The organism is Ruegeria sp. AM4 (assembly GCF_056540665.1).
The window spans coordinates 61,592-86,594 of sequence record NZ_JBQFXD010000003.1 but is presented as its reverse complement, the minus strand read 5'-3'; the positions used below and the strand labels follow the sequence as shown (position 1 = coordinate 86,594).

The 25,003-nt window shown below is 58.9% G+C and carries 27 protein-coding genes; 17 read left to right on the top strand and 10 right to left on the bottom strand.

Going from position 1 to position 25,003, the window contains the following annotated elements; translation table 11 throughout:
- The first annotated feature begins 667 nt into the window (after positions 1–667).
- A complete protein-coding gene (locus ACR0JA_RS08200; RefSeq protein ID WP_480572625.1) occupies positions 668–1,450 on the top strand; it encodes a Hint domain-containing protein in 783 nt (260 codons plus the stop codon).
- A gap of 132 nt (positions 1,451–1,582) precedes the next feature.
- On the opposite strand, the gene ACR0JA_RS08195 is transcribed toward ACR0JA_RS08200, so the two are convergent.
- Positions 1,583–2,083 (bottom strand): Lrp/AsnC family transcriptional regulator, encoded by a 501-nt coding sequence (locus ACR0JA_RS08195; protein ID WP_480572623.1) that lies wholly within the window; start codon positions 2,081–2,083, stop codon positions 1,583–1,585.
- A 229-nt stretch (positions 2,084–2,312) separates the two neighbouring features.
- Here ACR0JA_RS08195 and trxB point away from each other — a divergent pair, with 229 nt between their 5' ends.
- From trxB to ACR0JA_RS08170, 5 genes are all read left to right on the top strand, one after another.
- Entirely contained in the window at positions 2,313–3,254 is a 942-nt protein-coding gene (trxB, locus tag ACR0JA_RS08190; RefSeq protein WP_480572621.1) for a thioredoxin-disulfide reductase, read from the top strand.
- Between the two features lies 1 nt (position 3,255).
- Positions 3,256–3,714, top strand: coding sequence for an RES family NAD+ phosphorylase (locus ACR0JA_RS08185; RefSeq protein WP_480572619.1), 459 nt, complete (start codon positions 3,256–3,258; stop codon positions 3,712–3,714).
- Between the two features lie 72 nt (positions 3,715–3,786).
- Positions 3,787–5,472 (top strand): adenylate/guanylate cyclase domain-containing protein, encoded by a 1,686-nt coding sequence (locus ACR0JA_RS08180; protein ID WP_480572617.1) that lies wholly within the window; start codon positions 3,787–3,789, stop codon positions 5,470–5,472.
- A gap of 199 nt (positions 5,473–5,671) precedes the next feature.
- Complete coding sequence (locus ACR0JA_RS08175) at positions 5,672–7,387, top strand: bifunctional sulfate adenylyltransferase/adenylylsulfate kinase (RefSeq protein WP_480572615.1); 1,716 nt, start codon at positions 5,672–5,674, stop codon at positions 7,385–7,387.
- Positions 7,388–7,501: 114 nt separating this feature from the next.
- Complete coding sequence (locus ACR0JA_RS08170; protein ID WP_480572613.1) at positions 7,502–8,350, top strand: hypothetical protein; 849 nt, start codon at positions 7,502–7,504, stop codon at positions 8,348–8,350.
- On the opposite strand, the gene ACR0JA_RS08165 is transcribed toward ACR0JA_RS08170, so the two are convergent.
- The 3 genes from ACR0JA_RS08165 to ACR0JA_RS08155 all read right to left on the bottom strand — a co-directional run bounded on the left by ACR0JA_RS08165 (position 8,347) and on the right by ACR0JA_RS08155 (position 9,988).
- The gene (locus ACR0JA_RS08165; RefSeq protein ID WP_480572611.1) at positions 8,347–9,225 is read right to left on the bottom strand and encodes a PhzF family phenazine biosynthesis protein; all 879 of its coding nucleotides are present in this window, start codon (positions 9,223–9,225) and stop codon (positions 8,347–8,349) included. The two genes, ACR0JA_RS08170 and ACR0JA_RS08165, sit on opposite strands and share 4 nt — an antisense overlap.
- A 119-nt stretch (positions 9,226–9,344) precedes the next feature.
- On the bottom strand, positions 9,345–9,569 hold the full coding sequence (locus ACR0JA_RS08160; protein ID WP_480572609.1) for a DUF1150 family protein: 225 nt from the start codon (positions 9,567–9,569) through the stop codon (positions 9,345–9,347).
- A gap of 5 nt (positions 9,570–9,574) precedes the next feature.
- Positions 9,575–9,988, bottom strand: coding sequence for an Hsp20 family protein (locus ACR0JA_RS08155; RefSeq protein ID WP_058275530.1), 414 nt, complete (start codon positions 9,986–9,988; stop codon positions 9,575–9,577).
- Between the two features lie 162 nt (positions 9,989–10,150).
- Between ACR0JA_RS08155 and ACR0JA_RS08150 the strand changes: the two genes are divergently transcribed.
- From ACR0JA_RS08150 to ACR0JA_RS08135, 4 genes are all read left to right on the top strand, one after another.
- Entirely contained in the window at positions 10,151–10,375 is a 225-nt protein-coding gene (locus ACR0JA_RS08150) for a YdcH family protein (RefSeq protein ID WP_480572607.1), read from the top strand.
- Between the two features lie 64 nt (positions 10,376–10,439).
- Entirely contained in the window at positions 10,440–10,925 is a 486-nt protein-coding gene (gene purE, locus ACR0JA_RS08145; protein ID WP_480572605.1) for a 5-(carboxyamino)imidazole ribonucleotide mutase, read from the top strand.
- A complete protein-coding gene (locus ACR0JA_RS08140; protein WP_480572603.1) occupies positions 10,922–11,680 on the top strand; it encodes an NAD(P)-binding domain-containing protein in 759 nt (252 codons plus the stop codon). The genes purE and ACR0JA_RS08140 overlap by 4 nt, the downstream gene beginning before the upstream one ends.
- On the top strand, positions 11,680–12,747 hold the full coding sequence (locus ACR0JA_RS08135; protein ID WP_480572601.1) for a 5-(carboxyamino)imidazole ribonucleotide synthase: 1,068 nt from the start codon (positions 11,680–11,682) through the stop codon (positions 12,745–12,747). The genes ACR0JA_RS08140 and ACR0JA_RS08135 overlap by 1 nt, the downstream gene beginning before the upstream one ends.
- 63 nt (positions 12,748–12,810) lie before the next feature.
- On the opposite strand, the gene ACR0JA_RS08130 is transcribed toward ACR0JA_RS08135, so the two are convergent.
- From ACR0JA_RS08130 to ACR0JA_RS08105, 6 genes are all read right to left on the bottom strand, one after another.
- Positions 12,811–13,962 (bottom strand): alpha-D-ribose 1-methylphosphonate 5-triphosphate diphosphatase, encoded by a 1,152-nt coding sequence (locus ACR0JA_RS08130; protein ID WP_480572599.1) that lies wholly within the window; start codon positions 13,960–13,962, stop codon positions 12,811–12,813.
- Positions 13,959–14,732: an esterase/lipase family protein gene (locus ACR0JA_RS08125; RefSeq protein ID WP_480572597.1), complete on the bottom strand. Its 774-nt coding sequence runs from the start codon at positions 14,730–14,732 to the stop codon at positions 13,959–13,961. Before ACR0JA_RS08125 ends, ACR0JA_RS08130 begins: the two co-directional genes overlap by 4 nt.
- A 38-nt stretch (positions 14,733–14,770) precedes the next feature.
- Positions 14,771–15,613: a DMT family transporter gene (locus ACR0JA_RS08120; RefSeq protein ID WP_480572595.1), complete on the bottom strand. Its 843-nt coding sequence runs from the start codon at positions 15,611–15,613 to the stop codon at positions 14,771–14,773.
- 262 nt (positions 15,614–15,875) lie between these two features.
- A complete protein-coding gene (gene groL, locus ACR0JA_RS08115; protein WP_480572593.1) occupies positions 15,876–17,519 on the bottom strand; it encodes a chaperonin GroEL in 1,644 nt (547 codons plus the stop codon).
- Between the two features lie 55 nt (positions 17,520–17,574).
- Positions 17,575–17,862, bottom strand: coding sequence for a co-chaperone GroES (gene groES, locus ACR0JA_RS08110; protein WP_010441779.1), 288 nt, complete (start codon positions 17,860–17,862; stop codon positions 17,575–17,577).
- Positions 17,863–18,014: 152 nt separating this feature from the next.
- Positions 18,015–18,689 carry a DUF2161 domain-containing phosphodiesterase gene (locus tag ACR0JA_RS08105; RefSeq protein ID WP_480572591.1) on the bottom strand — a complete coding sequence of 225 codons (675 nt, stop codon included), beginning with the start codon at positions 18,687–18,689 and terminating at the stop codon, positions 18,015–18,017.
- Positions 18,690–18,817: 128 nt separating this feature from the next.
- Between ACR0JA_RS08105 and ACR0JA_RS08100 the strand changes: the two genes are divergently transcribed.
- The 7 genes from ACR0JA_RS08100 to ACR0JA_RS08070 all read left to right on the top strand — a co-directional run bounded on the left by ACR0JA_RS08100 (position 18,818) and on the right by ACR0JA_RS08070 (position 24,975).
- Positions 18,818–19,798 (top strand): TraB/GumN family protein, encoded by a 981-nt coding sequence (locus tag ACR0JA_RS08100; RefSeq protein WP_480572589.1) that lies wholly within the window; start codon positions 18,818–18,820, stop codon positions 19,796–19,798.
- Positions 19,799–19,903: 105 nt separating this feature from the next.
- Positions 19,904–20,824 (top strand): manganese-dependent inorganic pyrophosphatase, encoded by a 921-nt coding sequence (locus tag ACR0JA_RS08095; RefSeq protein ID WP_480572587.1) that lies wholly within the window; start codon positions 19,904–19,906, stop codon positions 20,822–20,824.
- Positions 20,825–20,970: 146 nt separating this feature from the next.
- Positions 20,971–21,846 (top strand): HAD family hydrolase, encoded by an 876-nt coding sequence (locus ACR0JA_RS08090; RefSeq protein ID WP_480572585.1) that lies wholly within the window; start codon positions 20,971–20,973, stop codon positions 21,844–21,846.
- Between the two features lie 101 nt (positions 21,847–21,947).
- Positions 21,948–22,391 (top strand): MaoC family dehydratase, encoded by a 444-nt coding sequence (locus ACR0JA_RS08085; protein WP_170452686.1) that lies wholly within the window; start codon positions 21,948–21,950, stop codon positions 22,389–22,391.
- Positions 22,392–22,538: 147 nt separating this feature from the next.
- Positions 22,539–23,471: a bifunctional riboflavin kinase/FAD synthetase gene (locus tag ACR0JA_RS08080; RefSeq protein WP_480572583.1), complete on the top strand. Its 933-nt coding sequence runs from the start codon at positions 22,539–22,541 to the stop codon at positions 23,469–23,471.
- A complete protein-coding gene (locus ACR0JA_RS08075; RefSeq protein ID WP_480572581.1) occupies positions 23,468–23,941 on the top strand; it encodes a YcgN family cysteine cluster protein in 474 nt (157 codons plus the stop codon). Before ACR0JA_RS08080 ends, ACR0JA_RS08075 begins: the two co-directional genes overlap by 4 nt.
- Positions 23,941–24,975 carry a threonine aldolase family protein gene (locus tag ACR0JA_RS08070; RefSeq protein ID WP_480572579.1) on the top strand — a complete coding sequence of 345 codons (1,035 nt, stop codon included), beginning with the start codon at positions 23,941–23,943 and terminating at the stop codon, positions 24,973–24,975. Before ACR0JA_RS08075 ends, ACR0JA_RS08070 begins: the two co-directional genes overlap by 1 nt.
- The last annotated feature ends 28 nt before the right edge of the window (positions 24,976–25,003 follow it).

Here is a 25,003-nt window from a genome sequence, read left to right as displayed (position 1 = left end):
AGACTCAGAATCGTTTCAGTTTTTACCAGTAATCAGGGTGTGGTTGCGGCCCTCAGCCGCTCTGTCCTGATCAGGTTAACCAGAGGAGTACGCGAAACCTTCATTTTGTCCTCAATTCATCCCGGATCAGCCTTATCCGCGCCGCAAAGCGTCGTCAGATTTGAATATGTAACGGGAACCAGGGCGTCAGCCCCAAAACAGAGCAGGACCAGAAATGAAGTCGAAATCACGCTTTTTGAACGCGATTGTTGCGGCTGTACAGGCCCATGAACCTGAGATGCCATGGAAGCGGGTTTCAAGTCATTCCGTCAGAGTCGCGCGCCGTTTGGCTGACCGGCACTGACTAACGAACCCCAACGGAACCAAGCTGCCGGTTCCAACGGGCACTATGCGTATCAGACAGGCTCCGGTCTGGTGCGTTGCGTCGCAGATGGGTTTGCGCCGCATGTTTCAGGAGTGTGTGTGCAGGCGTTGTTGCCTGTGGTTACGAGTTTGTCTGGGGGGTCATACAGTTGACCAAAACAATTAAATTTCTTTCGCGGCGCGGAATCTGTGCGAATTCCGTCCTGCGTCTGCCCTGTATCTGAAAGGCAAAGAACAAGACCGTCTGACGGGAATGCACGGGGGTTCACCCCGTCGGTACGGAGACTAAAAGGGGACGGAATACATGACTATTCCAAATTCACTGGCCCGCGCGGCCAGAAACGCTGTTGAGACATCTACTCTGCTGCGCGAAGCTCCGCGACCAGCGACACAAAAAAAGGCGCAGCTGCGGCGCTATGAGGTCAGCACATTGCTGAAAAACGGCGATGTCTCGCAAACGCGCCATATCGCGCCGGCCCTGCCAATGTTCGAAGACGCCTTTTGCGCCTTCACGCGCGGGTCTTTGGTGGAGACAGCGCAGGGGCCGATGGCCATCGAAGACCTGCTGCCCGGCGACCAGGTGCTGACCCAGGACGGATCATCCGAAACAGTCCTTTGGAAAGGATCGGTTACCCTTGTTCCAGGGCGCGAGGATTCGCGCGGTCGCATGCGCCCTCTGACCCGCATCATGGCGGACACCTTCGGGATGCAGAAACCGATGTCCGGTGTCATCACCGGTCCGGCGGCACGGCTGCTTGGCACGCCCGCGCATCTGCGTCACCTCTATGGAGGCCAGCAGATGCTGACCCCGGTTTCCGAATTTCAGGATGGAATGGGCGTGATCGAGACCCTGCCACCTACGCCGGTTGAGCTGTTTCACATCTGCCTGCGCAAACATTCCGTGATTCGCGTGGACGGGTTGCAGTTCGAAACCTATCACCCAGGCACAAATGCAGTTCGGTTGATCAGCCAGTCCTTGCGTTCTGTCTATCTCAATCTATTTTACCATATAGAATCGCTGAGTGATTTTGGCCCGCTGTTGATGCCGCGCGCCGGAGATGGCGAGATCGACGCGATCACTGCTTAATCTGTGACGTGTAAGTGTTAAATGGTACTGCGAATGTTGGGGGCATGATGCAGATTTTATTAGGTTGGGCAGCTTACCTGACGGTGGTTGCGATTCTTCCACCAATCAACGCAAACGAAACGCGGTTGGCCGTCAGGCCGTCCGGTTCATCCGGTCTTCCAGCACGTCAAATGGTACGCCTGGCTCGTCTTTTGCGCCTCGGATGACAAGCGATGTTTTGACGCTGGCCACATTCGGTGTGGTCAGCAATTCGCCGGTCAGAAACTGCTGAAAACTGCTTAGGTCGGGCGCGACGCATTTCAGGATGAAGTCCACTTCGCCGTTCAACATGTGGCATTCGCGAACCAAAGGCCATTCGCGGCAGCGTTCCTCAAAAGCGCTGAGTTCCGATTCGGCCTGGCTTTCCAGGCCGACCATGGCAAAGACCTGAACCTCGAACCCCAGTTCGCGCGCGTTTACGTCGGCGTGATAGCCCCGGATATAGCCCGCGTCCTCAAGCGTTCTAACCCGGCGCAGGCACGGAGGGGCCGAGATTCCCACGCGTTTTGCCAGTTCGACATTCGTCATGCGGCCATCGGCCTGCAATTCCGCCAGAATCTTGCGGTCGATCTCATCCAGCCGGGTCGTGACCATCGATGACTCCTGATTTTTTCGGTTCTTATATCAGCGCCCTGCTGATGCGCAATAATCTTTCGCGCTGACGCAACATTCTGCATTCAGATCACATTTTTGCCGACCGCGCCATGACAGCAACGCAAGTCCGATACATGCGCCAAAAGGGGTTTAAGCGCCCTGTCGCCGTCGCTATATCCAACCGCGAAGGGCTGAACGCCCGCTGCAGATGATTTGAATTGGGGGCACCATGGCCGAAACACGACACACAAAGGTTCTGATCATCGGATCGGGACCGGCCGGATACACTGCGGGCGTCTATGCCAGCCGCGCTATGCTGAATCCCATTCTGGTGCAGGGCATCGAACCCGGTGGGCAGCTGACCACCACGACCGAGGTCGAAAACTGGCCCGGCGACACCGAAGTGCAAGGGCCCGACCTGATGGTGCGAATGCAGGATCACGCCAAGGCCATGGGCTGCGAAGTGATCGGCGACATCATCAACGATCTGGACCTCAGCAAGCGTCCTTTCACCGCCAAAGGCGACAGCGGCACGGTTTACACCGCCGACGCCGCGATTCTGGCGACCGGCGCACGGGCAAAATGGCTGGGCCTTCCGTCGGAAGAAAAGTTCAAGGGCTTTGGCGTCTCAGCCTGTGCAACCTGCGACGGGTTCTTCTATCGCGGACAGGAAATCGTCGTGATCGGTGGCGGCAATACTGCCGTGGAAGAAGCCCTGTTCCTGACGAACTTTGCCAGCAAGGTCACCCTGATCCACCGCCGCGACGAGCTGCGGGCCGAGAAAATCCTTCAGGACCGCCTGCTGAAACACGAGAAGATCGAACCGCTCTGGTTCCACGAGCTTGACGAAGTCATCGGCACCGACGCGCCGCTGGGTGTCGAAGGCGTCCGTGTCAAAAACGTCAAAACCGGCGAGATCACCGAGATCCCGTGCAAGGGTGTCTTTGTTGCAATTGGCCACGCGCCCGCGAACGAACTGGTCAAGGACACGCTGGAAACCCATTTGGGTGGTTATGTGGTGACCAAACCGGGCTCGACAGAGACCTCAGTGCCGGGCGTGTTCGCCGCCGGTGACCTGACCGACCACATTTACCGTCAGGCCGTGACCAGCGCCGGCATGGGCTGCATGGCCGCGCTGGATGCCGAGCGTTTTCTGGCGGAGAACGACTGACATGATCACGGAATTCTCCGGCCCGGTCTGGAGAATTCTGTTGCAGTCCCGATCAGGTGCGCCGCTGGCCCCTGCCCGTGCGCCCGAAGGCCGGTTCCATCACACCGGTCAGTTCGCGCTCTATGCCTCGCTCAGCGCCGTAGGGGCCGGAATCGCCATCCGGCGTTATGTGTCTTCAGAAGACCCTTTGCGTGTCATTCAGAAGTTCGACATTTCGGAGGCGCGGTTGATGGACTTTCGCAACCGCCCCGAGGTGTCAGCGATCTGGCAGGACACCCGCGCCAAAGGGCACCCTTCCCCAACCTGGAAATTTTCCGATCTGGCCCGCAGCACAGGGGTCGACGGGTTGCGCTACAGCTCACGCTCTCGCCCGGATCTCAGCCATCTTGTGCTGTTTCACGCACCGCCTGATCTGATCGTTCCGAGGGGTGAGGCCCAGTTGTGGGACCCGCATTGTTGAACGCACTTGTCTTGACCGCCGGGCAATGGCGTATCAGAATCAATTGAGGCAAGACGAAAGACGGGTAAGCTTTTGGAAAGTGCTCTTTGGCGCGGCGGATGGGTGCAACGGCTTAGGATCGCCAGCGGCCTGATACTGTTCGTCTTTGCCTTTTTCCATTTCATCAATATCGGTCTGGGCCTGTTTCACACCGACCTGCTGCACGGGATGCAGGATGGCCGCAAATTCATCACGCGCCACAATCTGATAAGCTTGATCCTTTACATCGCATTGCTCACCCATGCAGGGCTGGCGCTGTATTCGCTGGCCCAGCGCCGCACGCTGCGCATGCCGTTCAGCATGGCGTTGCAAGCCGTTCTTGGCCTGCTGATCCCGATACAGCTGATCGCGCATATTGTGCAGACGCGCTATGCGCATGAGATCTATGGCGTCAATGACGAGATGGGGTACATCATCATCCTGATGTGGCCCAGCACGGCAATATGGATGCAAAGCCTGCTTGTCCTGTTGGTCTGGGTACATGGCTGCATCGGGCTTCATATGTGGCTGCGCCTGACCAGCTGGTGGCGCGCAGCGGTTCCCTATCTGATAGGATGCGCGGTTTTTGTTCCGGGTTTTGCGCTGGCAGGTGCACTGACCGAAGGGCGGCGACTGTGGGCAGACTTCGCGGACCCGTTCCTGCGTGAGCAGTATATCGAGCACTACAACTGGCCTTCCTCAGAAGAGTTTCAGGCCCTTTTCAGCGTCACCGATACCGCGAAGACAGTGTTCTGGACAGCCCTTGCGCTGACCGCGTGTGTCTATTTGGGCCGTAAGCTATGGCGCAGGCGGCATTCGGTTCGGGTCCGTTACGTAGACGGCCCCGAGGTCGTCTCGGAAAAGGGAATGACGCTGCTTGAGATGTCGCAGGCGAACGGCATCCCTCATACCGCGCTTTGCGGCGGCAAGGGCCGCTGCACAACCTGCCGCGTTGTTGTCGAGAACGGGGCTGACCAGCTGCCCGCGCCCGGTGAGGTCGAGGCCCGCAGCTTGGCCGCCGTTGGCGCCCCCGATGGAACGCGGCTGGCCTGCCAGGTGCGACCGACGAACCCGGTAACGGTCTTTCGCGTTTTCCGTCCGGATGGCGGACGCGACCGGGCGCATGCAAGCCAGGGGCAGGAGCGACAACTGGCGGTGCTGTTTCTTGATATGCGCGGCTTCACCGCGCGGACAACCGGACAATTGCCCTATGACGTCGTTTTCCTTCTGAACCGTTTCTTTGACGCGATCGTTCCGGCAATCACGGCACAGGGTGGGACGGTCGACAAATACATGGGCGACGGTCTGCTGGCGATGTTCGAAACCCGCGATGCCGCCAGTTCGGCGCTGGCTGGGCTGCATGCTGCGGCAGGGGTCGGCCATGCGCTGGACAGGTTCAACCAACAGCTGGAAGCCGAAGGCAGTCCACCGATCCGCATCGGCATGGGCCTACATCTGGGTGATTTGGTTCTTGGTGAGATCGGGGCCGCCAAGCACGCCCCCCGCACCATCATCGGGGACGCGGTCAACGTCGCCAGCAGACTGGAGGCAGAGACAAAGGCCTTGGGTATCGAACTGCTGGTTTCGCAGGCGGTTTTGACAACGGCCGGGATCATCACCGAGCCCGGTGAGCTACGAGATTTCAGTCTGCGCGGCGTGTCAGCCCCGGTCCCCGCCCTGCCTGTCGAGCGCGCGGCAGAGGTTGAATCGCGGATGAACCCTGCAGAACAGATTGCCTGATGATGATGGTTACAGATTGATGAACAGGAACGTTTGCCTCGCTTGAGAATGGAAGTTAGGAATTTCTTCCAATCCCGGTGAAACCTGTGCATATCCTCCTTTGTTGCCGGGCCTCTCTGGACATTGCCGCACGACCGGGGCACATCCTTCGTCGAAAGCCCTGAAAAACGCGTCCGACCACGCCGACAAGAGTATTCCGATGACGATGCTAGCCAACTTGGCCCCAATCCCCGAACTTTACGTGTCTTATGACTCGGCCCAAAAGCTCAAGGCCGAAGCCGCGGACCTGACCAGCTGGGACCTGAGCCCGCGGCAGATCTGTGATCTGGAACTGCTGATGAACGGCGGTTTCAACCCCTTGAAGGGTTTTCTGACCCAAGCCGATTATGACAACGTCGTCGAAAACCTGCGGCTGGCCGACGGCACTCTCTGGCCCATGCCCATCACGCTGGACGTTAGCGAAGAATTCGCCGAACAGGTCGAGTTGGGGCAGGACATCGCATTGCGCGACCTGGAGGGTGTCATTCTGGGCACCATGACCGTCACCGACCGCTGGACACCGGACAAGACGAAAGAGGCAGAGAAGGTCTTTGGTGCGGACGATCAGGCCCACCCGGCGGTCAACTACCTGCACAACGTCGCGGGCAAGGTCTATCTGGGTGGCCCGGTGACCGGCATTCAACAGCCCGTCCACTATGACTTCCGCGCCCGCCGCGATACGCCGAACGAATTGCGCGCTTATTTCCGCAAGCTGGGCTGGCGGCGCATCGTGGCGTTCCAGACGCGCAATCCGCTGCACCGCGCGCATCAGGAACTGACCTTCCGCGCCGCAAAAGAGGCACAGGCCAACCTGCTGATCCATCCGGTCGTGGGTATGACCAAGCCGGGCGATGTCGATCACTTTACCCGCGTGCGCTGCTATGAGGCGGTGTTGGACAAATATCCGGCCTCGACCACCTCGATGTCGCTGCTGAACCTGGCGATGCGCATGGCTGGCCCGCGCGAGGCGGTCTGGCACGGGTTGATCCGCGCCAACCACGGCTGCACCCATTTCATCGTGGGCCGCGACCATGCGGGCCCGGGCAAGAACTCGGCTGGCGAGGATTTCTACGGCCCGTATGACGCGCAGGACCTGTTCCGCAAATACCAGGACGAAATCGGCGTCGAAATGGTCGACTTCAAACATATGGTCTATGTACAGGAACGCGCCCAGTACGAGCCCAACGACGAGATCAAAGACAAGGACAATGTCACGATCCTGAACATCTCGGGCACCGAACTGCGCCGCCGTCTGCGCGAGGGGCTGGAGATCCCCGAATGGTTCTCGTTCCCCGAAGTGGTTCAGGAACTGCGCAACCGGTTCCCACCGCGTTCGAAACAGGGCTTCACCGTGTTCTTCACAGGCTTCTCCGGCTCGGGCAAGTCAACCATCGCCAATGCGCTTATGGTCAAACTGATGGAGACAGGCGACCGCCCCGTGACCCTTCTGGATGGCGATATCGTTCGTAAGAACCTGTCATCCGAACTCGGCTTCTCGAAAGAGCATCGCGATCTGAACATCCGCCGTATCGGCTATGTGGCGTCCGAAATCACAAAGAACGGCGGCATCGCCATTTGTGCGCCGATCGCACCCTACGAGACGACCCGCCGCGCCGTACGGGAAGAGATCGAGCAATTCGGTGCCTTTTGCGAGGTCCATGTCTCGACCAGCATCGAGGAATGCGAGCGTCGCGACCGCAAGGGCCTGTACAAACTGGCGCGCGAAGGGAAGATCAAGGAATTTACCGGCATTTCCGACCCCTATGATGTGCCCTTGGATCCGGAACTGCGGGTCGAGACCGAAAATGTCGAAGTCGACAACTGCGCCCATCAGGTTCTGTTGAAGCTGGAGAGCATGGGGCTGATCGCCGGATAAGCGCGCCCCCGAATTTACGTGAACAAGCCCCTGCATGTTGCTGGGGTTTGTTCACGTTGAGAAGCTCGGACAGAACACGCTGGTTTTGAGCCGACGTTTCAGTAGGTTCGGGAAATGACAAATGCCCTGCCGACAATTGCCAGTTTCTGGTACGGATCGGACCTGTCCTGGTTCGAAATCCTCTGCATCCGGTCCTATCTGGATCACGGGCATCACTTTGTCCTCTATACCGCGCATCCGGTGGACGGCATCCCGAAGGGCGTCGAGCGTCGCCCGGCATCTGATATATCGTGGCCTCCCGCGTTTGACCTGAAGGGTAACGATCGCCATCGCGTGGCGGTGTTTTCGGATCTGTTCCGCCTGCGCCTTTGCCAAAAGACCGATTTCATCTGGGTCGATCTGGATGCCTACTGCCTGCGGCCCTTTGCGTTTGACGCTGTCCATGTTTTTGGGCGCGAGAGGTCGGGCACCTATCCAAACGGTGTTCTGCGTCTGCCTGCGGATTCGCCCGCGCTGGCGCACCTGCTGGAGTTTGTGACCAGCGCAAATCCGACACAGCCGTGGCGGGGAAAGCGTTTGCATCGCGCCAACGCTGCGCGTCAGGAAAGCGGCGAGCGCTGGGGGATCGAAGCCCTGCCCTGGGGGTGCTCAGGCCCCAAGGCGCTTGGGCATTTTTTGGAACAAACGGGTGAATGCGCTTTGGCACAGCCGCACAGCGCCTTTTATCCTTTACCGCCCGAAGAACTGTGGAGATTACACGACCCAAAGGTGCAATTGTCAGAGATCGAAACTCCGGAATCTTATTCCGTTCATTTCTACGGCCATCAGAAAAAATGGCTGGCAAATACCAAGTCGGGCCTGCCGCTGCGCGGGTCTTACCTGGATCGACTTTGCCATCGGCACGGCGTTGATCCACGGCAGAACCCGATCAAACAGCTGGATTGGATGGTGCCGAAATCCTAGTCCGGCAGGTCAGTCTGACCACGCATCAGAACAAAACCACGCCCAGCGACCTTGACGCCAGTGATCGCATCCGACGGTCCGACCCGTGTAACTGTCGCTTGCCCGGGTCGTCCCATGTCGTGACCCTGCTCGGCCACGAAACTGTCCTTATGCATCAATCCGTGACGCCACAGATAGGCCGCCATTGCCCCTGTTGCCGAACCGGTAAACGGGTCCTCAGGCGGGCTCGGTGGGGCCAGCAACAAGCGCGAGAACGTATCGCCTGCTTCGGTCGCACCCTTCAGCGTCACCAGAAACGGCTCGGCCATATCCGAGCCCGAGTAACCTGCGGCGCGCACCATGTCCTGCAATGGTTCTACCGCCAAACGGGCCGCGCGAAGGGCGTCATGATCGCGCAGAACCGTGACGCAGAACGGCAAACCCGTCGATACCATTTGCGGCGGTGAAACTATTGCATCCGCAGGCAGGCTGATTGCAGCAGCGACCAGTTCCGTCGGGACATGCACGCCGAACTCGGGCGCAACTTGCGTCATTTCGATGTCATCGCCGTTCAGATGGATCGAAACCAGCCCCGCGCCGGTTTCCAGCGTCAGACTGTCCCCCGAGAACAGGCCCCGGGACTGCATCGCTGCAACGGTGGCAATCGTTGGATGCCCGGCAAAAGGGATTTCACGGCTGGCCAGAAAATAGCGAACGCGAACATCGGCAACCTTGGACGGACCGGTAAACGTGCATTCGACCAAAGAGGTCTCGCGAACAAAAGACATGCACACATCGTCCGTCAGATGCGCTGCGCCGTGTACGACGGCGCATCCGTTCCCTCCAAACGCGCGATCTGTGAAGGCATCCACCCAGTCAAAATCAAACCAGCTCATCGCTGCGGCTCCGCTGTCGTCACAATTTAGGGTGTCGCACACCAGCAGGTCCCGACTTTCGCGCGGGCAAACGGGGTTGTCACGTCAATTCCAGGATTTTGACCGGGTTAACTGCGGGATCAATGCACGGCGACCGGTGAAAGATCATGTTCGCGCGCCAGAACAAAGGCCAACTTGCGGTCCGCCACAAGCGCCAGTTGCTGCCCGTCGGCGTCGTGAACGGCATAAAGCTGATCCAGATCGCCTGCTTGCTCGCGCAGGTCACGCGGCAGATCGGCTACATGCACCGTTTTGACATAGACGATGCGATCACCTTCGGTGTTGATTTCAATCGGTGTATTCATAGCTCTTACCCCTTTCTTATGTTGATTGTCTGGACCACTGTTTCCGGCACCGCGCGGGTCAGATCCACGTGCAGCAGGCCGTTCTCCATGATCGCCTCTCCCACCTCGACACCATCAGCCAGCACGAACATGCGCTGGAATTGCCGCGCTGCGATGCCGCGATGCAGGAAGATGCGCCCTTCGCTGTCGTCGCGCTGACGGCCCCGGATCACCAATTGGCGATCCTCGATGGTGATCGACAGGTCCTCTTCTGCAAACCCGGCCACGGCCAGGGTGATGCGATAGGAAAAATCCGAGGTCTGTTCGATGTTATAGGGCGGATACCCTTCATTCCCGGCCTTGGCAGACCGCTCCAGAAGGCGCTCCAGTTGCTCGAACCCCAAAAGATGCGGGTATGAGCCTAAGGTAAGTTTCGACACGTATTTTCGTCCTTGATTGTAAAGCGACGTGGGGTGCGGTCCCGTATCGGCAACCGCGTATCATAGAATATGGGACGAAATGTGGCTGTCCACAAGGTCTGGCCCGATTCACCGCAACACACTATCTTGTGTGCAATTCCTAGCCTAAGCCATGAGTCGCCCATGAATGCCCCTACCGACCTTTCAATGAAAACCGACGAAGTTTTGCGGGTCGAGTTAGAGGTTTTTCGTCGCCAGCACCGTGATCTGGACGAAGCCATCGAGGCGTTGCAGGCCAAGGGAACCTCGGATCAATTGACGATCAAACGGCTGAAAAAGCAGAAACTGCGCCTCAAGGACATCATCCGCCAGATCGAAGACCGTCTGACCCCGGATATCATCGCCTGACGCATTGCCACAAAGACGGATTTGGCTATAGTGCGCGCTCTTTCAAGCGGCAGAGGACAGGCGTATGGGCGAGGTCAAGGTCGGGATCATCATGGGCAGCCAGTCGGATTGGCCAACCATGAAAGAAGCCGCAGATATTCTGGACGATCTGGGCGTTGCCTACGAAAAACGGATCGTCTCTGCCCACCGCACACCCGACCGGCTTTGGGACTACGGAAAAACCGCCGTTTCGCGTGGATTGCAGGTGATTATTGCCGGGGCCGGTGGGGCCGCGCATCTGCCGGGTATGATGGCCTCGAAAACGCGGGTGCCAGTGATCGGAGTTCCGGTTCAGACCCGCGCCCTGTCTGGCGTCGATTCCCTGTATTCGATCGTGCAGATGCCAAAGGGCTTCCCGGTCGCAACCATGGCCATAGGTTCAGCTGGCGGGGCGAATGCGGGCCTGATGGCGGCAGGGATCCTGGCCCTTCAGGATGACGATTTGGCGGCACGGTTGGATGCATGGCGTAACGCATTGTCTGCCTCGATCCCCGAGGAACCTGAGGGATGAGCCGAATAGGCTTTCTTGGAACCGGGCATATCGCTGCCCCAATTGCGCGATTGATGGCCGCCAAGGGCCATGACATCACCGTGTCGAGGCGAAACCATCAGGTGTCCGCCCAGTTGCAGGCCGAACTGGGCGCTGACGTTGCGGACCCGCAAGAGGTGGTCAATGCCTCTGACATCGTCATTTTGTGCCTACGCCCGCAGATTGCGGCCGAGGTTCTGGCCCCGCTGACCTTCCAGCCCGATCAGCGGATCGTATCCGTGATGGCGGCGGTCACGTCCGCGCAACTTGGGAAACTGTGTGCGCCCGCTACGGACTTTGTGCAGACGATCCCGCTGGGCTTTCTGCAAACCGGGGGGTGTCCGTTGGCGGCCTACGGCAATGACAGGTTGCTGGCTGATCTTTTCGAACCCGAAAACCCGGTCGTCAAAGTCGCCGACGAAGCCGCGCTGAACGCACATTTTGCGATCTGCGCCATGGTGCCGGGCCTTCTGGACCTGATGGCCACCGGGGCAAACTGGCTGGCCGAGCAAACCGGTGACCCGGACAGTTCCGAATTCTACACCGCTCAATTGATCTCGGGCTTTCTGGCGGCAATGGAAAAAGACGGTGCCGGGCGTCTGGCGCAAGAGCGTGATGCGCTTGCGACCGAAGGCACTCTGAGCCTGCAAATGACCGACACCCTGCGCGACAAGGGTGCCCATAATGCATTGCGCACGGCGCTCACGGAAATTGGTAAACGTTTGGAGAATGGATGATGGCGGATATGCTCGCCCCTGGTGCGACGATCGGGATTCTTGGTGGCGGTCAGCTGGGCCGCATGCTGTCGGTCGCCGCATCCCGGCTTGGGTTTGTAACCCACATCTATGAACCGGGCGCGAACCCGCCTGCCGGGCAAGTGGCTGATCGCGTAACCACTGCCCCTTATGACGATACCGATGCGCTGAAACGTTTTGCCGGGTCGGTCGATGTCATCACCTATGAATTCGAAAACATCCCCACCGCAGCACTTGATCTTCTGGAGGCACACGGCCCGATCCGTCCAGGCCGTGAAGCATTGCGCGTCAGCCAGGATCGTCTGACAGAAAAGACGTTTTTGCAGGGTCTCGGCCTGAAAACCGCCCAGTTCGCCGACATAACCGACCTGAACAGCCTGCACGCGGCAATTGCGCAGATCGGCGCACCCGCGATCCTCAAGACGCGTCGGTTTGGATATGATGGCAAGGGCCAGGCCCGCCTGAAAGCCCCCGAAGATGCCGATAACGCACTTGCCGAGATGGCTGGGGCGCCGTCCATCCTGGAAGGGTTTGTCGACTTCTCTCACGAAGTGTCGGTCATCGCCGCCCGTGGGCTGGATGGACAGGTGGCCTGTTTCGATCCGGGCGAAAACGTTCATCGCGATGGTATTCTGCACACCACAACCGTCCCGGCCCGTCTTGCGCCGGCGCAACGAACCGACGCCGTTCTGTTGGCGGCCAACATTCTGAACGCGCTGGACTATGTCGGCGTCATGGGCGTTGAACTGTTTGTGACGCGCGAGGGTTTGATCGTGAACGAGATCGCGCCGCGCGTGCACAATTCGGGACACTGGACACAGAATGGCTGTGCCGTTGATCAATTCGAGCAACATATCCGTGCCGTTGCGGGCTGGCCTTTGGGCGATGGCCAAAGGCATTCGGACGTGGTGATGGAGAACCTGATCGGCGCGGACATGGACCGGGTTCCAGAATTGGCCCGGGAGCGCGATGTTGCCCTGCATCTTTACGGCAAGGCCGAGGTCAAGCCCGGCCGCAAGATGGCTCATTTCAATCGTATCGTTCGATAAGGGAAATCGCGCCTGCAGCGCGATTCCACCGGCAGAGAGTTGCTAGGTCAGATGAACAGTGGATCAGCCCACTAGCCGGTCAGCGATTGCGCCATTGAGATAGCTGATCCGGCCCGCAGCCATCGTAAGCGCAACGCGATGGGTGGCCGCATCGAGAATGACAAGATCGGCGCGTTTTCCGGGCGACAGGGTTCCGCGATCCATCAGGCCAAGCACTCGGGCAGGCCCCGAGGATACCAAGTCCCACGCCGCAGCCAGATCCAGCAGACCGGTTTTGGCCAGCATCAAAGCGGCGCGGCGCGGGCTGGGATAGTGGTAATCGGATGCCAGCGCATCACACAGGCCCATCGTGATCAGGTCCAATGCACTGACATTCCCTTTGTGCGATCCACCGCGCACCACGTTTGGTGAGCCCAGGATAACGTGATCTCCGGCAGCGCGCGCAGCCTCGGCCGCAGCAAGCGTTTCAGGAAACTCGGAAATCTTAGCGCCCCGAATGCGCCACCTGTCACGCGTTTCAGCCGTGCCATCATCATGGCTACCCATACGGATCCCACGGCGCGCCAATGTCGCGCAAAGCGCATCAAGTGCTGCCGGAACTTCGGCGCTTCGATCATGCATGGTTCGCAGCATCTGAAGGTGACTTTCGGGACTGCGTCCGGCCTTTAGCGCCTGCCCGGTCAGGCGAGGCGGGGTGCGCCCTTGCGACAAGCGATCATGCGGTAAGTGATCATTGAAGACGACATAGGGCACCTGCCATTCTGCGATCCGGTCTGGCAGATCGGCATAGTCGTCCAACATATGGGTCTCGAACCGCAATTGCGGGATCAGATCGGTCACCACACTGCTTCTGACCGCAGCAATGCCATCAAACACCTGCGCCGCAAACTCCGGTCCGCGCACGCCCCCTTCCCAACTGTGAAACTGCGCCAGTACGGCTGTTGTTATTCCGTTTGCCGCCAGTTCAGCCTCGACCGACAGAATACCTTCGGCCATCTGCTTCATGGCCCCGCGACGAGGAGCAATATGACGTTCGAACCCGTCCCCATGCAGGTCGACGATACCCGGCAGGATCAGGTAGCCGGTCAGGTCTATCCGCCGTCCCACAGGCTCGGGTTGTACCACGCCGTCGCCAATGCTGAGGTCGGCCTGCATCACCCCATCGTTGGGCAACAGGACCTCTGCACCCGAAAAGGTCAGGTTCAGTGATGTCATCTTGTGGATTCCGATTCAGGGGCATCGCAATTCTGCCCGATACAGATTTCGTCAATGATATCCGTAACCCCATCCAACCAGGTGATCTGAGGATCAAAACGGCCGAATTCGATGAAATGGAGCGCCTGCGCCATGACGCGCGGATTGTTCATCATGAACGTATGTGTCACGGGCAGAACGATGTGATCAGTCATACCCTCGACTTTGGTCGTTTCGACAGAAACCTTGCCATCATCCGTCCCATCGATCAGGGACGAAAACAACGGATTCAATGAGTTCTCGCCCGCAATCACGCCAAGCTCGAAATCGACCGGCGGCAGGCTTCTCGGAACGCCTTCGGGTCCTGTTCCAAGGGCCAGACCAGCGGGACCGTGCAAGAGCCCGAAAACCTCCCAATCGCCGAGCTCATCAACCAATTGGCTGCCCTGATTGGGCGGCCCCAGCATGACGACACGGCCCAGGTTTTCCGGGTGGTTATCTTGCAACCAATACCGCAACAGAATGCCGCCCATCGAATGCGCAACGATGTTCGCCTTGTCTTCGCCGCAGCTTGCAAGCGCGCCCGGCAGGGTCTGTTCGGCCAATTGATCGATCGGCAGATCGGTCGACGGGTATCCGGGTCGCACGACAGTATAGTCGTGGGCCTTGAAGAGCTGCTCCATCACCGAAAATGATGCCTCGGTCCGCGCCAAACCATGCAGCAAGACAACGCATTTCGCGTTGGCCACAAACGGGATCAGGCACAGGACTAAGGCAAGACCGTACTTCATGCGCGCTAGTTAAGGACTAATTCGGGGCGAGAAAACCCCTAGCGGCCTGGAATGCGCACCACTGCCAGCGCAATACCGCCCAGAACGAGGGCCGCGCCGAAAAGCAGGCTGAAAGACGCTTGTTCGCTCAGCAACAGCACACCGGCAACGATGGCGATAATTGGCACACTCAGTTGCACGACGGCCGCCGCCGTGGGGGAAAGCTGCGGCAGAACACGATACCAAAGCGCATAACCCAGTCCGGACGTCACCGCACCGGACAGGATCGCCAAAGCATAGCCCGGTCCCGTCATTTGCCAGATCGCCCCCGAGAAGAGCATGACCAGAGCCGTAATCGGCAGCGCGACGACAAAGTTTGCAGCCGTGCCTGAAAGAGCATCCGGCTCGGACCGCCCGACCAGCGAATAGATCGCCCAACCGACCCCTGCAGATGTCATCAACAGCGCGCCTGTGGCGTCTACATTAACGTCTCCGGCTGGCCAAAGCACATAGGCAAGCCCGGCCAACGCGATAGCTGCACCCAGCACTTGCCGGGGCGCGGGCGGCGTGCCCGTTACTGCTGTGGTTGCAAACATAGTGACCTGAACAACGCCGAACAGGATCAACGCACCAAGCCCGGCGTCCAGGGTCAAATAGGCCAGCGAAAAACCTATCATATACAGCGACAGCGACCCCGCGCCCCAAAACCGTCGCTGGCTGCGCAAGGGCAGCCGCCCGCCCTTCCAAAGGACCAAAACAGACAGCACCAGCCCGCCGGACAGCACACGTACGACGGCAAACGCGGCAGGGTCGCTGAAACCACCGTCGATCGCCAACCGGTTCAGGATGGAATTCGCCGCAAAGGCGCACATGGTCAAAGCGGTGAGCAGAAACAGTCGCATATCAACCGCATAGCCGTTTCAGCTTCGTTTGCACACTCACTTTCCCGAAGGCAGATCCGACCAGAACTTCATCTTTTCAAAAATACTCCCGCCGGAGGCATGGCCGCGCAGCAGGCATTCCACGCGAAACGGTCCAAACGAAACGGGGCCGCCCGAAGGCGACCCCGTTCTCATTTCTCTGAGCGGCCCCTTGAGGCAGCCTGGCGTACAGGCCAAGCGCCTATCGGGGTCGTCAGAATTCGCCTGGGCGAATTCGACGTGCTTACATCATGCCGCCCATGCCGCCCATGTCGGGCATGCCGCCGGCAGGTGCCGCGCCTTCTTTGGCGGGCTTGTCGGCAACCATGGCTTCGGTGGTGACCAGCAGGCCAGCAACCGATGCCGCATCTTCCAGAGCGGTACGGACAACTTTGGCCGGGTCGATCACACCAAACGAGAACATGTCGCCATATTCTTCGGTCTGCGCGTTGAAGCCGAATGCAGCGTCAGCCGATTCACGGACCTTGCCCGCCACAACTGCACCGTCAACACCTGCGTTCTCTGCGATCTGGCGCAGCGGCGCTTCGATTGCTTTACGAACGATGTTGATACCTGCGTTCTGGTCAGCGTTTGCACCTTCCAGTGCTTCCAGTGCTTTACCGGCCTGAACCAGAGCTACACCGCCGCCCACAACTACGCCTTCTTGCACAGCAGCGCGGGTCGCGTTCAGAGCATCGTCCACACGGTCCTTACGCTCTTTCACTTCAACTTCGGTCATGCCGCCGACGCGGATTACGGCAACACCGCCTGCCAGTTTGGCAACGCGCTCTTGCAGCTTCTCACGGTCGTAGTCCGACGAGGTTTCTTCGATCTGAGTGCGGATCTGGGCAACACGTGCTTCGATCTCGGCTTTCTCGCCAGCACCGTCGACGATGGTGGTTTCGTCTTTGGTGATTTCGATCTTCTTGGCGGTGCCCAGCATGTCCATGGTGACGGACTCAAGCTTCATGCCCAGATCTTCGCTGATTACCTGACCGCCGGTCAGGATTGCGATGTCCTGCAGCATGGCTTTGCGGCGATCGCCGAAGCCCGGTGCTTTGACAGCTGCGATTTTCAGGCCGCCGCGCAGTTTGTTGACCACGAGGGTGGCCAGCGCTTCGCCTTCAACGTCCTCAGCAATGATCAGCAGCGGCTTTTGCGACTGGATCACCTGCTCCAGCAGCGGAACCATCGGCTGCAGCGAGGACAGTTTCTTTTCGTGCAGCAGGATCATGCAGTCGTCGAGCTCTGCAATCATCTTGTCTGCGTTGGTGACGAAGTAAGGCGACAGGTAGCCACGGTCGAACTGCATACCTTCGACAACATCGGTCTCGGTTTCCAGACCTTTGTTTTCTTCGACGGTGATAACGCCTTCGTTGCCAACCTTCTGCATCGCGTCTGCGATCTGGCTGCCGATTTCAGCTTCGCCGTTGGCCGAAATGGTGCCAACCTGCGCAACTTCTGCTGAGTCTTTGACTTCGCGCGATGCTGCCTTGATGCCTTCAACAACCTTGGCAGTTGCCAGGTCGATGCCGCGCTTCAGGTCCATCGGGTTCAGACCAGCTGCAACCTGCTTCAGACCTTCTTTTACGATGGACTGAGCCAGAACGGTTGCTGTGGTGGTGCCGTCACCGGCTTCGTCATTGGTGCGGCTGGCGACTTCTTTCACCATCTGCGCGCCCATGTTTTCGAACTTGTCTTCCAGTTCGATTTCCTTGGCAACCGAAACACCGTCTTTGGTGATGCGCGGCGCGCCGAAGGATTTGTCCAGAACCACGTTGCGGCCTTTGGGGCCCAGGGTCACTTTTACCGCGTCGGCCAGGATGTTCACACCGGACAGCATACGGTTGCGGGCATCGGTGTCGAACTTGACGTCCTTAGCAGCCATGTCGTTTCTCCTTGAGAAAATGTATTGGAATGAAGATCAGAGAAAGCGCGCGGGCTTACTCGATGATCCCCATGATGTCGCTTTCTTTCATCATCAACAGCTCTTCGCCGTTGACCTGAACCTCGGTGCCCGACCATTTGCCGAACAGAATCTTGTCGCCAGCTTTTACAGCCATTGCGATCAGTTCGCCGCTGTCCTTGCGTGCGCCTTCGCCGGTTGCGACGACTTCGCCTTCGCTGGGCTTTTCTTTTGCGCTATCAGGAATGATCAGGCCGCCTGCGGTTTTTTCTTCGCTTTCGACGCGACGGACCAGCACACGGTCATGTAGCGGTTTCAATGCCATCTTTGCAGCTCCTTGGGCTCAAAGTTTGTTTATCCTCCCCTCGCCATCCGACGAGGCGTTAGCACTCGGGGTGTGTGAGTGATAACGACGCATAGCTAGGGAGTCCAAACCCCCGAGTCAACAAGAAGTGATGGATTTTTTGGCATTCCCGTTCAGTCGCCCTGTTCCCAGCTATAGGCCCAGTGCTTCAACCCTTCCGAGCCTGTGTCAGACAGCGCATAGACACCCTTTTCAACTTTATCGAACCACCCATAGTGATTTTCCCGCATCAATCGTGTGGCCGCAGGCACGCCGGTGGCCCTGGCTACGTCCGCGCCTTTGCAGGCACCGCATTCGGCCAGATGCGCCGCACATTTCAGCGCGTCCTGCCTGTAGGCCGTCACGATCCCATGCCGCGTCGCACCCCCGGCATTGGGGTCGCCTTCCAGCCTGTCAAACTCGCGCAACAGACGTGCGGTCTTGGCTTTGTTCTTGCGCGGCGCATAGGGCCCGGGGTCACACTGGACCTCCACGCGGCCATCAGGTCTGACCGTGATCAGGCCCAGCCCCAGTCGCCGACACATGGCCAGATTGTCCCGCAAGGCGCGGCGCGCAGACCGGCCCTTGGGTTTGCAGACCCCAATGTAAACCTGATCGGTCACTTTCAAGCGGGCGACCGCCTGATGAAAAAGCGAAAGCGTGAACCTGAGCTTCAATTCGACGATCACAGGTTCTTCGCCTTCTCGTATAGCGACGATATCGGCCGCGCCAACTTCACCTTTGACGGTATAACCCTGACGCTCCAACAGCGCTTTGATCGGGGGGTAGAGGTCCTGCTCGCGGTTCATGCCGCCATGCTAGGCAGATTGAAGCGGATTGCCAGCCGCCGTATGAGGAAATTGCCGCCTTGCCTGCGCCAAACCCGCAAGGTTATCACTTTCATTGAGTTGATCTTTACCATAGCGAAAGCCGACCCATGCGCCTTCTCTGCCTGCTTTTCTTCCTGCTCTTGCCGATTTCGGCACACGCGGCCTGTGAAGGGCGCGATCTTCGGCAGGATATGACTGCAGATCAGCGGGCTGCCCTGAATGACGCCGTCGCCGACGTTGTTTTCCCTGAAGGCAACCACTGGATCGCGCGCAAGGGTAATACGGTTCTGCACCTGATTGGCACCCTTCACACCAATGACGAGAGGATGGGCGACGTCGTCGAAAGGCTGGCACCTGCCCTGTCGCAGGCCGATGCTTTCTATTTCGAGATCACCAAGGAAGAGATGAAGGCGTTCGAGCGCGATCTGGCAAAGGATTTCAGCCCCGTGATGATCACTTCGGGCCCGACCCTGATCGACCTTATGCCTGACGAGGACTGGGCCACGCTCTCGGCGACTCTGGCTGAACGCGGCATCCCTGGCTGGATGGCCGCCAAACTGCGCCCCTGGTTTCTAAGCATGATGCTGGGCATTCCCCCGTGCCTGATGGATACACCGGATTTCGACCACGGTATGGATGCGCGCCTGTCCGAACTGGCCCAGACTCACGACATTCCCCGATACTCGCTGGAAAGCATTGAGGAACTGATCACGCTGTTTGACAGTCACCCGCTTGAGGATCAGGTGCAGTCTCTGGTCCGGCTTGCGGGCGCATTGCAGGCCGGGGACGATCAACTGATCACGATGGCCAATGCCTATCTCGAGGAAAAGCACGCCGAGATCATCCAACTCGCCAAAATTCAGGGGCTCGAAGCGTCGGGATTGACGCCCGAGGAGTTCGCCACCGAATGGCAAGATTTCGAAGACCGGTTGCTGTCACAGCGCAACGACAACTGGATGCGCACCATTCTGTCGCTTCAGGACCAAACAGCAGTTATTGCTGTCGGTGCCGGACACCTGGCAGACAATTTCGGTTTGCTGAATCAGTTGCAAATGGCTGGGTACACCCTGACGCGCGCCGGGTTCTAGGCAGGCTGCATTCTGACGAACCGTCGCAACCCGACGTCAAGCGGGTGACAAGCTCGGATGCCAGCCCTATAAGGCGCGCAAATCTTCTATCCGCAGGACGCAGACATGACCATTCAAGTATTTGGCCACAAATCTCCCGACACCGACTCGACCGGCTCAGCCATTGTCTGGGCCTGGTATCTGAACACCGTCAAAGGCGAACAGGCCGAACCTGTTCTGCTGGGCGAGCCCAACACCGAAGCCGCGTTCATGCTGCAACGCTGGGACCTGCCAAAGCCGCGGATCATCGATGATGTGGCCGAGGATGCGCCGGTCGTCATCGTCGACACCAACAACCCGGCCGAGTTGCCCGCCAGCATCAACAGCGCCGATATCCGGGCGATTATCGACCACCACAAGCTGGTCGGCGGCCTGGAAACCAAGGGTCCGATCGACATCACCGTGCGCCCGCTGGCCTGCACCGCGACGATCCTGATCGATCTTATGGGCGACGACGCGGCCAAAATGCCCGACGCCATCAAAGGCGCCGCCCTGACCTGCATCCTGTCGGACACGCTGGAATTCCGCTCGCCCACCACCACCGCGCATGACCGTGCTGTGGCCGAGAAACTGGCCGCCGATCTGGGTCTGGACGTATCCGCATATGCTGCCGACATGTTCGCGGCAAAATCGGATGTGTCTTCGTTTTCGGATGCGGAACTGATCCGCATGGACAGCAAGGAATACGAGGTCGACGGTACAAAATTCCGCGTTTCGGTTCTGGAGACCACAGCGCCGGGCGTTGTTCTGGACCGCAAAGACAGTCTTGCAACCACAATGACGGATGTTGCCAGCGAAGACGGTGTCGATCAGGTGCTGCTGTTCGTGGTCGACATTCTGAACGAAGAGGCCACCCTGTTGGTCCCCAACGATCTGGTCAAATCCGTCGCCGAGAAAAGCTTTGGCGCATCTGTTGAAGGTGACGCGGTGGTCCTGCCCGGCATCATGAGCCGCAAAAAACAGATCATTCCGAACCTCAAGGTCTAAATAGATTTTCAGAAGCGCCCTGAACGGGCGCTTTTCTCAATACGAGGCGCGGCTTGCACCGACGTGCCAGGCGCGCCCTCTGGCCAAAGCTGGTCACCTCTGCCATAGGGATGAGCATTCGATCTTTCTCAGACATCGAGGGCTCCATGACCCGGATCATCCACGCGCTTTCCGACGTTTCCGGCCGCTACAAGGCGCTGTTCGTTGACCTTTGGGGCTGTGTTCACAACGGCATCACCGCCTACCCCGAGGCTGTTGCTGCGCTACAGGCCTATCGCCAAAACGGCGGTCTGGTTGTTCTGGTCACCAATTCCCCGAAACCGCGCGCCGGCGTGGCCGAACAGCTGGAACAGTTCAACGTTCCAGCAGATGCCTATGACACTATCGCAACCAGTGGAGATTCAGCGCGGTCCGCGATGTTTCGCGGCGCTGTCGGCGAGAGGGTGTATTTCATGGGCGAATGGCAACGGGATGCCGGGTTCTTTGAGCCTTTGAAGCTGTTGCACCACCCGATCCATATTGAACGTGTGCCGCTGGATCAGGCCGAAGGCATCGTCTGCTGCGGACCTTTTGATCCGATGGCGGACCCGGCGGTGAACAGACCAGATTTTCTCTACGCCAAACAGAAGGGCATGAAATTGCTCTGCGCCAATCCCGATATCGTGGTGGATCGGGGCGAAGTGCGCGAATGGTGTGCGGGCGCGCTGGCGCGGCTATACACCGAGATGGGCGGCGAGAGCTTGTACTTTGGCAAACCGCACCCGCCGATCTACGATCTGGCCCGACGCAGGCTGATCGAACTTGGGGCCGACATCGCTGATTCAGACATTCTGGTCATTGGCGACGGGCCGCAGACCGACATTGCGGGCGGTATGGGAGAGGGGCTTGATTCTCTGTTCATCACCGGCGGCTTGGCCGCAGCCGAGACCAAAACGTCGCACCACCCCGATGAGGATGCGTTAAGATCCCATAACGAAAAAGAAAATATCAATCCGACCTATTCAATCGGCCGCCTGCGGTAGTCAGAAAATACTTGATTTTCTGCGCTTGCGAAGTAATAAAGTTGCCAAACGGGCGCATCTGAAGGTCTTTTGTTGCCCGACCGATCTTTGATGAGGGCAACATGTTGGATAATCTTCCACGCGGAACGATCTGTATCGAAGACATCGAAATGGGCATGTCCCGCCACTTGCGCAAAGTGGTGACGGACGAAGATATCGAGATGTTTGCGCAAGTATCGACAGACCGAAACCCAGTCCATCTGGACGATGACTATGCGCGCGACACCATCTTTGAGGGCCGCATCGCCCATGGCATGCTGACAGCGGGCCTGATCTCGGCCGTTATTGGTGAGCAATTGCCCGGTCACGGCACGGTCTATATGGGCCAATCGCTCAAGTTTCTGGCACCAGTACGCCCCGGCGACATGGTCTATGCCGAGGTTAAGGTTATCGACATCGACTTTGCAAAACGCCGCGTCAAACTGGACTGCCATTGTTCGGTCGACGGCAAAAAAGTTCTGATCGGTGAAGCAATGGTCCTGGCACCAAGCCGCAAGTTTGACTGAAACTTCGATAGCCCGACCGTAGCTCTGACAAAGGTAAGCGGCCTGATTACGCGTCGGGCCGCAGAAATGACAGGCGGGAAGGATTGACGGGGTTTTGCCCAACATCCAGAGCTTGAACAACGCGCGCTGCGCGGATACGCACAGCCTATGCAGATCATCCGCGACTATCAATTTGTCAATCCCGAGGACCGAGGCGCCAGTGTTGCGATCGGTAATTTCGACGGCGTTCATGTTGGCCACCAGTCCGTCATTGACCTGGCGAGGAATGCTGTGCCTGCAGCGCCTCTGGGCGTTTTGACATTCGAGCCCCACCCACGTGAACACTTTGCCCCAGACACCCCGCCGTTCCGTCTGATGCGTGGCAATGCCCGAGCACACCGGCTTGAAAAACTGGGTGTGCAAAAGCTCTATGAATTGCCGTTCAACGCGGCTCTTGCCGGGCTGGCACCCGAAGAGTTTGCCGAAAACGTCATCTCCCGCGGCCTGGGGTTGTCTCATGTTGTTGTCGGCGCGGATTTCTGCTTTGGCAAAGGCCGGATTGGCACCGCCGAAGACTTGCTGCGCTTTGGTGAACAAATGGGATTTGGCGTGACCATCGCACCGCTGATGGAAAAGTCGGAAAATGTCGTTTCGTCGACTGCGATCCGAGATGCGCTGTCCGAAGGTCGCCCTCGGGACGCCGCCGCAATGCTGGGCCACTGGCACCGCATCGAAGGCGAGGTGATCGGCGGGGAACAGCGCGGGCGCGAACTGGGCTTTCCGACGGCGAACATGTCGATCGAAGGGCTGCATCCACCGAAATTTGGTGTGTATGCGGTTTTGGTCGACGTCTTGGATGGCCCCCACAAAGGCAGTTATCGCGGGGCGGCTTCGGTCGGTACACGCCCGATGTTCAACGGCGAAGTGCCCAATATCGAAACCTATCTCTTCGACTTTTCCGGCGACCTTTACGGTGCAACCCTGTCCGTCGGCTTGGTCGATTACCTGCGCCCCGAAATGACGTTTGACGGCTTGGGCGAATTGATCGCGCAGATGCAAGCGGATTGCGACCGCGCGCGCGACATATTGGCGGCGGTATGAGCCGCGATCCGATTGTCCGATCAGGCCTGCCCAAGCGGTTCTGGGAGCGTAAGCCCCTGAACAAGATGAACCCACAGGAATGGGAGGCGCTGTGCGACGGCTGCGGCAAATGCTGCCTGAACAAGCTGGAGGACGAGGATAGCGGCGAGGTCGCGCTGACCTGCGTCGCCTGCCGGTTGCTGGACGACGAAACCTGCCGGTGCACACAATATGATATCCGTCATCAATTCGTGCCCGAGTGCATCGTGATGAAACCGGAAAACATTGACGATCACGCCTACTGGCTGCCCCAAACCTGTGCCTACCGGCTGCTGTGGGAGGGGAAACCCCTCTACGATTGGCACCCGCTTTTGTCCGGAACGCCGGACAGTGTTCATGCCGCCGGAGTTTCCGTTCAGGGCCGTACCGTCTCGGAATTCGAGACCCCCATGGATGAGTGGGAAGACTATATCATCGAGGAGCCGAGCTGATGCACTTTGCCTCTGACAATTCAGGGCCCGTACACCCCGAAGTTTTGGCAGCGTTGTCCGACGCCAATCAGGGCTATCAGATGGCCTATGGCGCGGACACTTTGATGAACGAAGTGCGAGATCAGATACGAGGGGTTTTCGAAGCGCCCGGTGCGGCGGTCTATCTGGTAGCGACAGGCACGGCGGCGAATTCTCTGGCGCTGGCGACGTTGTCACAGCCATGGGAGACCGTGTTCTGCTCGCCCGTTGCGCATATCCACGAGGACGAATGCAACGCGCCGGAGTTCTTCAGTGGGGCCAAGCTGACCCTAGTGCCGGGTGGTGACAAAATGACCGCCAAGGCACTGCGAGGTGCGATCCAAAACGAAGAAACCCGAGGCGTGCATGGTCCGCAGCGCGGCCCAGTGTCGATCACACAGGTGACGGAACGGGGATCTGTCTATACGCTGACCGAATTGCAGGCCCTATGTGCTGTTGCCAAGGAATTTGGGCTGCCCGTTCATATGGATGGCGCCCGCTTTGCCAATGCGCTGGTTTCGCTTGACTGTTCTCCGGCTGAAATGACCTGGAAGGCCGGAGTGGACGCGGTCAGTTTTGGCGGCACTAAAAACGGGCTGATCGGGGTCGAGGCCGTGATCTTCTTTGACGAAAGCAAGGCTTGGGAGTTTGAATTGCGCCGCAAGCGCGGGGCGCATCTGTTCTCGAAGCACCGGTTTCTCTCCGCTCAGATGGCGGCCTATTTGCACGAGGATTTGTGGCTGCGATCGGCTCGGCAGGCCAATTCCAGCTGCGCGCGACTGGCAGAGGGTTTGCGCGCGGCGGGGGCCGAGTTCCTGCACACCCCCCAGGCCAACTTGATCTTTGCCAGCTTCCCGCGCCGACAGCATCGGGAACTCCATGATGCCGGCGCGGTCTACCACCTGTGGGGTGGAGTGTTGGACGGGAATGACCAGGACGAAATGCTGGCCTGCCGATTGGTCTGTGACTGGTCTACCTCTGCGGATCAGATCGATCAGTTCCTGGCCTTGCTCTAGGCACATTGGGAGGGCGCGGCCCCCGTCA

What these genes read in the sequence shown, in the direction of transcription:
- ACR0JA_RS08200 (WP_480572625.1), top strand. Translation starts at nt 668, where the DNA reads ATGACTATTCCAAATTCACTGGCCCGCGCGGCCAGAAACGCTGTTGAG.
- ACR0JA_RS08195 (WP_480572623.1), bottom strand. Translation starts at nt 2,083, where the DNA reads ATGGTCACGACCCGGCTGGATGAGATCGACCGCAAGATTCTGGCGGAA.
- trxB (WP_480572621.1), top strand. Translation starts at nt 2,313, where the DNA reads ATGGCCGAAACACGACACACAAAGGTTCTGATCATCGGATCGGGACCG.
- ACR0JA_RS08185 (WP_480572619.1), top strand. Translation starts at nt 3,256, where the DNA reads ATGATCACGGAATTCTCCGGCCCGGTCTGGAGAATTCTGTTGCAGTCC.
- ACR0JA_RS08175 (WP_480572615.1), top strand. Translation starts at nt 5,672, where the DNA reads ATGACGATGCTAGCCAACTTGGCCCCAATCCCCGAACTTTACGTGTCT.
- ACR0JA_RS08170 (WP_480572613.1), top strand. Translation starts at nt 7,502, where the DNA reads ATGACAAATGCCCTGCCGACAATTGCCAGTTTCTGGTACGGATCGGAC.
- ACR0JA_RS08165 (WP_480572611.1), bottom strand. Translation starts at nt 9,225, where the DNA reads ATGAGCTGGTTTGATTTTGACTGGGTGGATGCCTTCACAGATCGCGCG.
- ACR0JA_RS08160 (WP_480572609.1), bottom strand. Translation starts at nt 9,569, where the DNA reads ATGAATACACCGATTGAAATCAACACCGAAGGTGATCGCATCGTCTAT.
- ACR0JA_RS08150 (WP_480572607.1), top strand. Translation starts at nt 10,151, where the DNA reads ATGAATGCCCCTACCGACCTTTCAATGAAAACCGACGAAGTTTTGCGG.
- purE (WP_480572605.1), top strand. Translation starts at nt 10,440, where the DNA reads ATGGGCGAGGTCAAGGTCGGGATCATCATGGGCAGCCAGTCGGATTGG.
- ACR0JA_RS08140 (WP_480572603.1), top strand. Translation starts at nt 10,922, where the DNA reads ATGAGCCGAATAGGCTTTCTTGGAACCGGGCATATCGCTGCCCCAATT.
- ACR0JA_RS08135 (WP_480572601.1), top strand. Translation starts at nt 11,680, where the DNA reads ATGGCGGATATGCTCGCCCCTGGTGCGACGATCGGGATTCTTGGTGGC.
- ACR0JA_RS08130 (WP_480572599.1), bottom strand. Translation starts at nt 13,962, where the DNA reads ATGACATCACTGAACCTGACCTTTTCGGGTGCAGAGGTCCTGTTGCCC.
- ACR0JA_RS08125 (WP_480572597.1), bottom strand. Translation starts at nt 14,732, where the DNA reads ATGAAGTACGGTCTTGCCTTAGTCCTGTGCCTGATCCCGTTTGTGGCC.
- ACR0JA_RS08120 (WP_480572595.1), bottom strand. Translation starts at nt 15,613, where the DNA reads ATGCGACTGTTTCTGCTCACCGCTTTGACCATGTGCGCCTTTGCGGCG.
- groL (WP_480572593.1), bottom strand. Translation starts at nt 17,519, where the DNA reads ATGGCTGCTAAGGACGTCAAGTTCGACACCGATGCCCGCAACCGTATG.
- groES (WP_010441779.1), bottom strand. Translation starts at nt 17,862, where the DNA reads ATGGCATTGAAACCGCTACATGACCGTGTGCTGGTCCGTCGCGTCGAA.
- ACR0JA_RS08105 (WP_480572591.1), bottom strand. Translation starts at nt 18,689, where the DNA reads ATGAACCGCGAGCAGGACCTCTACCCCCCGATCAAAGCGCTGTTGGAG.
- ACR0JA_RS08100 (WP_480572589.1), top strand. Translation starts at nt 18,818, where the DNA reads ATGCGCCTTCTCTGCCTGCTTTTCTTCCTGCTCTTGCCGATTTCGGCA.
- ACR0JA_RS08095 (WP_480572587.1), top strand. Translation starts at nt 19,904, where the DNA reads ATGACCATTCAAGTATTTGGCCACAAATCTCCCGACACCGACTCGACC.
- ACR0JA_RS08090 (WP_480572585.1), top strand. Translation starts at nt 20,971, where the DNA reads ATGACCCGGATCATCCACGCGCTTTCCGACGTTTCCGGCCGCTACAAG.
- ACR0JA_RS08085 (WP_170452686.1), top strand. Translation starts at nt 21,948, where the DNA reads ATGTTGGATAATCTTCCACGCGGAACGATCTGTATCGAAGACATCGAA.
- ACR0JA_RS08080 (WP_480572583.1), top strand. Translation starts at nt 22,539, where the DNA reads ATGCAGATCATCCGCGACTATCAATTTGTCAATCCCGAGGACCGAGGC.
- ACR0JA_RS08075 (WP_480572581.1), top strand. Translation starts at nt 23,468, where the DNA reads ATGAGCCGCGATCCGATTGTCCGATCAGGCCTGCCCAAGCGGTTCTGG.
- ACR0JA_RS08070 (WP_480572579.1), top strand. Translation starts at nt 23,941, where the DNA reads ATGCACTTTGCCTCTGACAATTCAGGGCCCGTACACCCCGAAGTTTTG.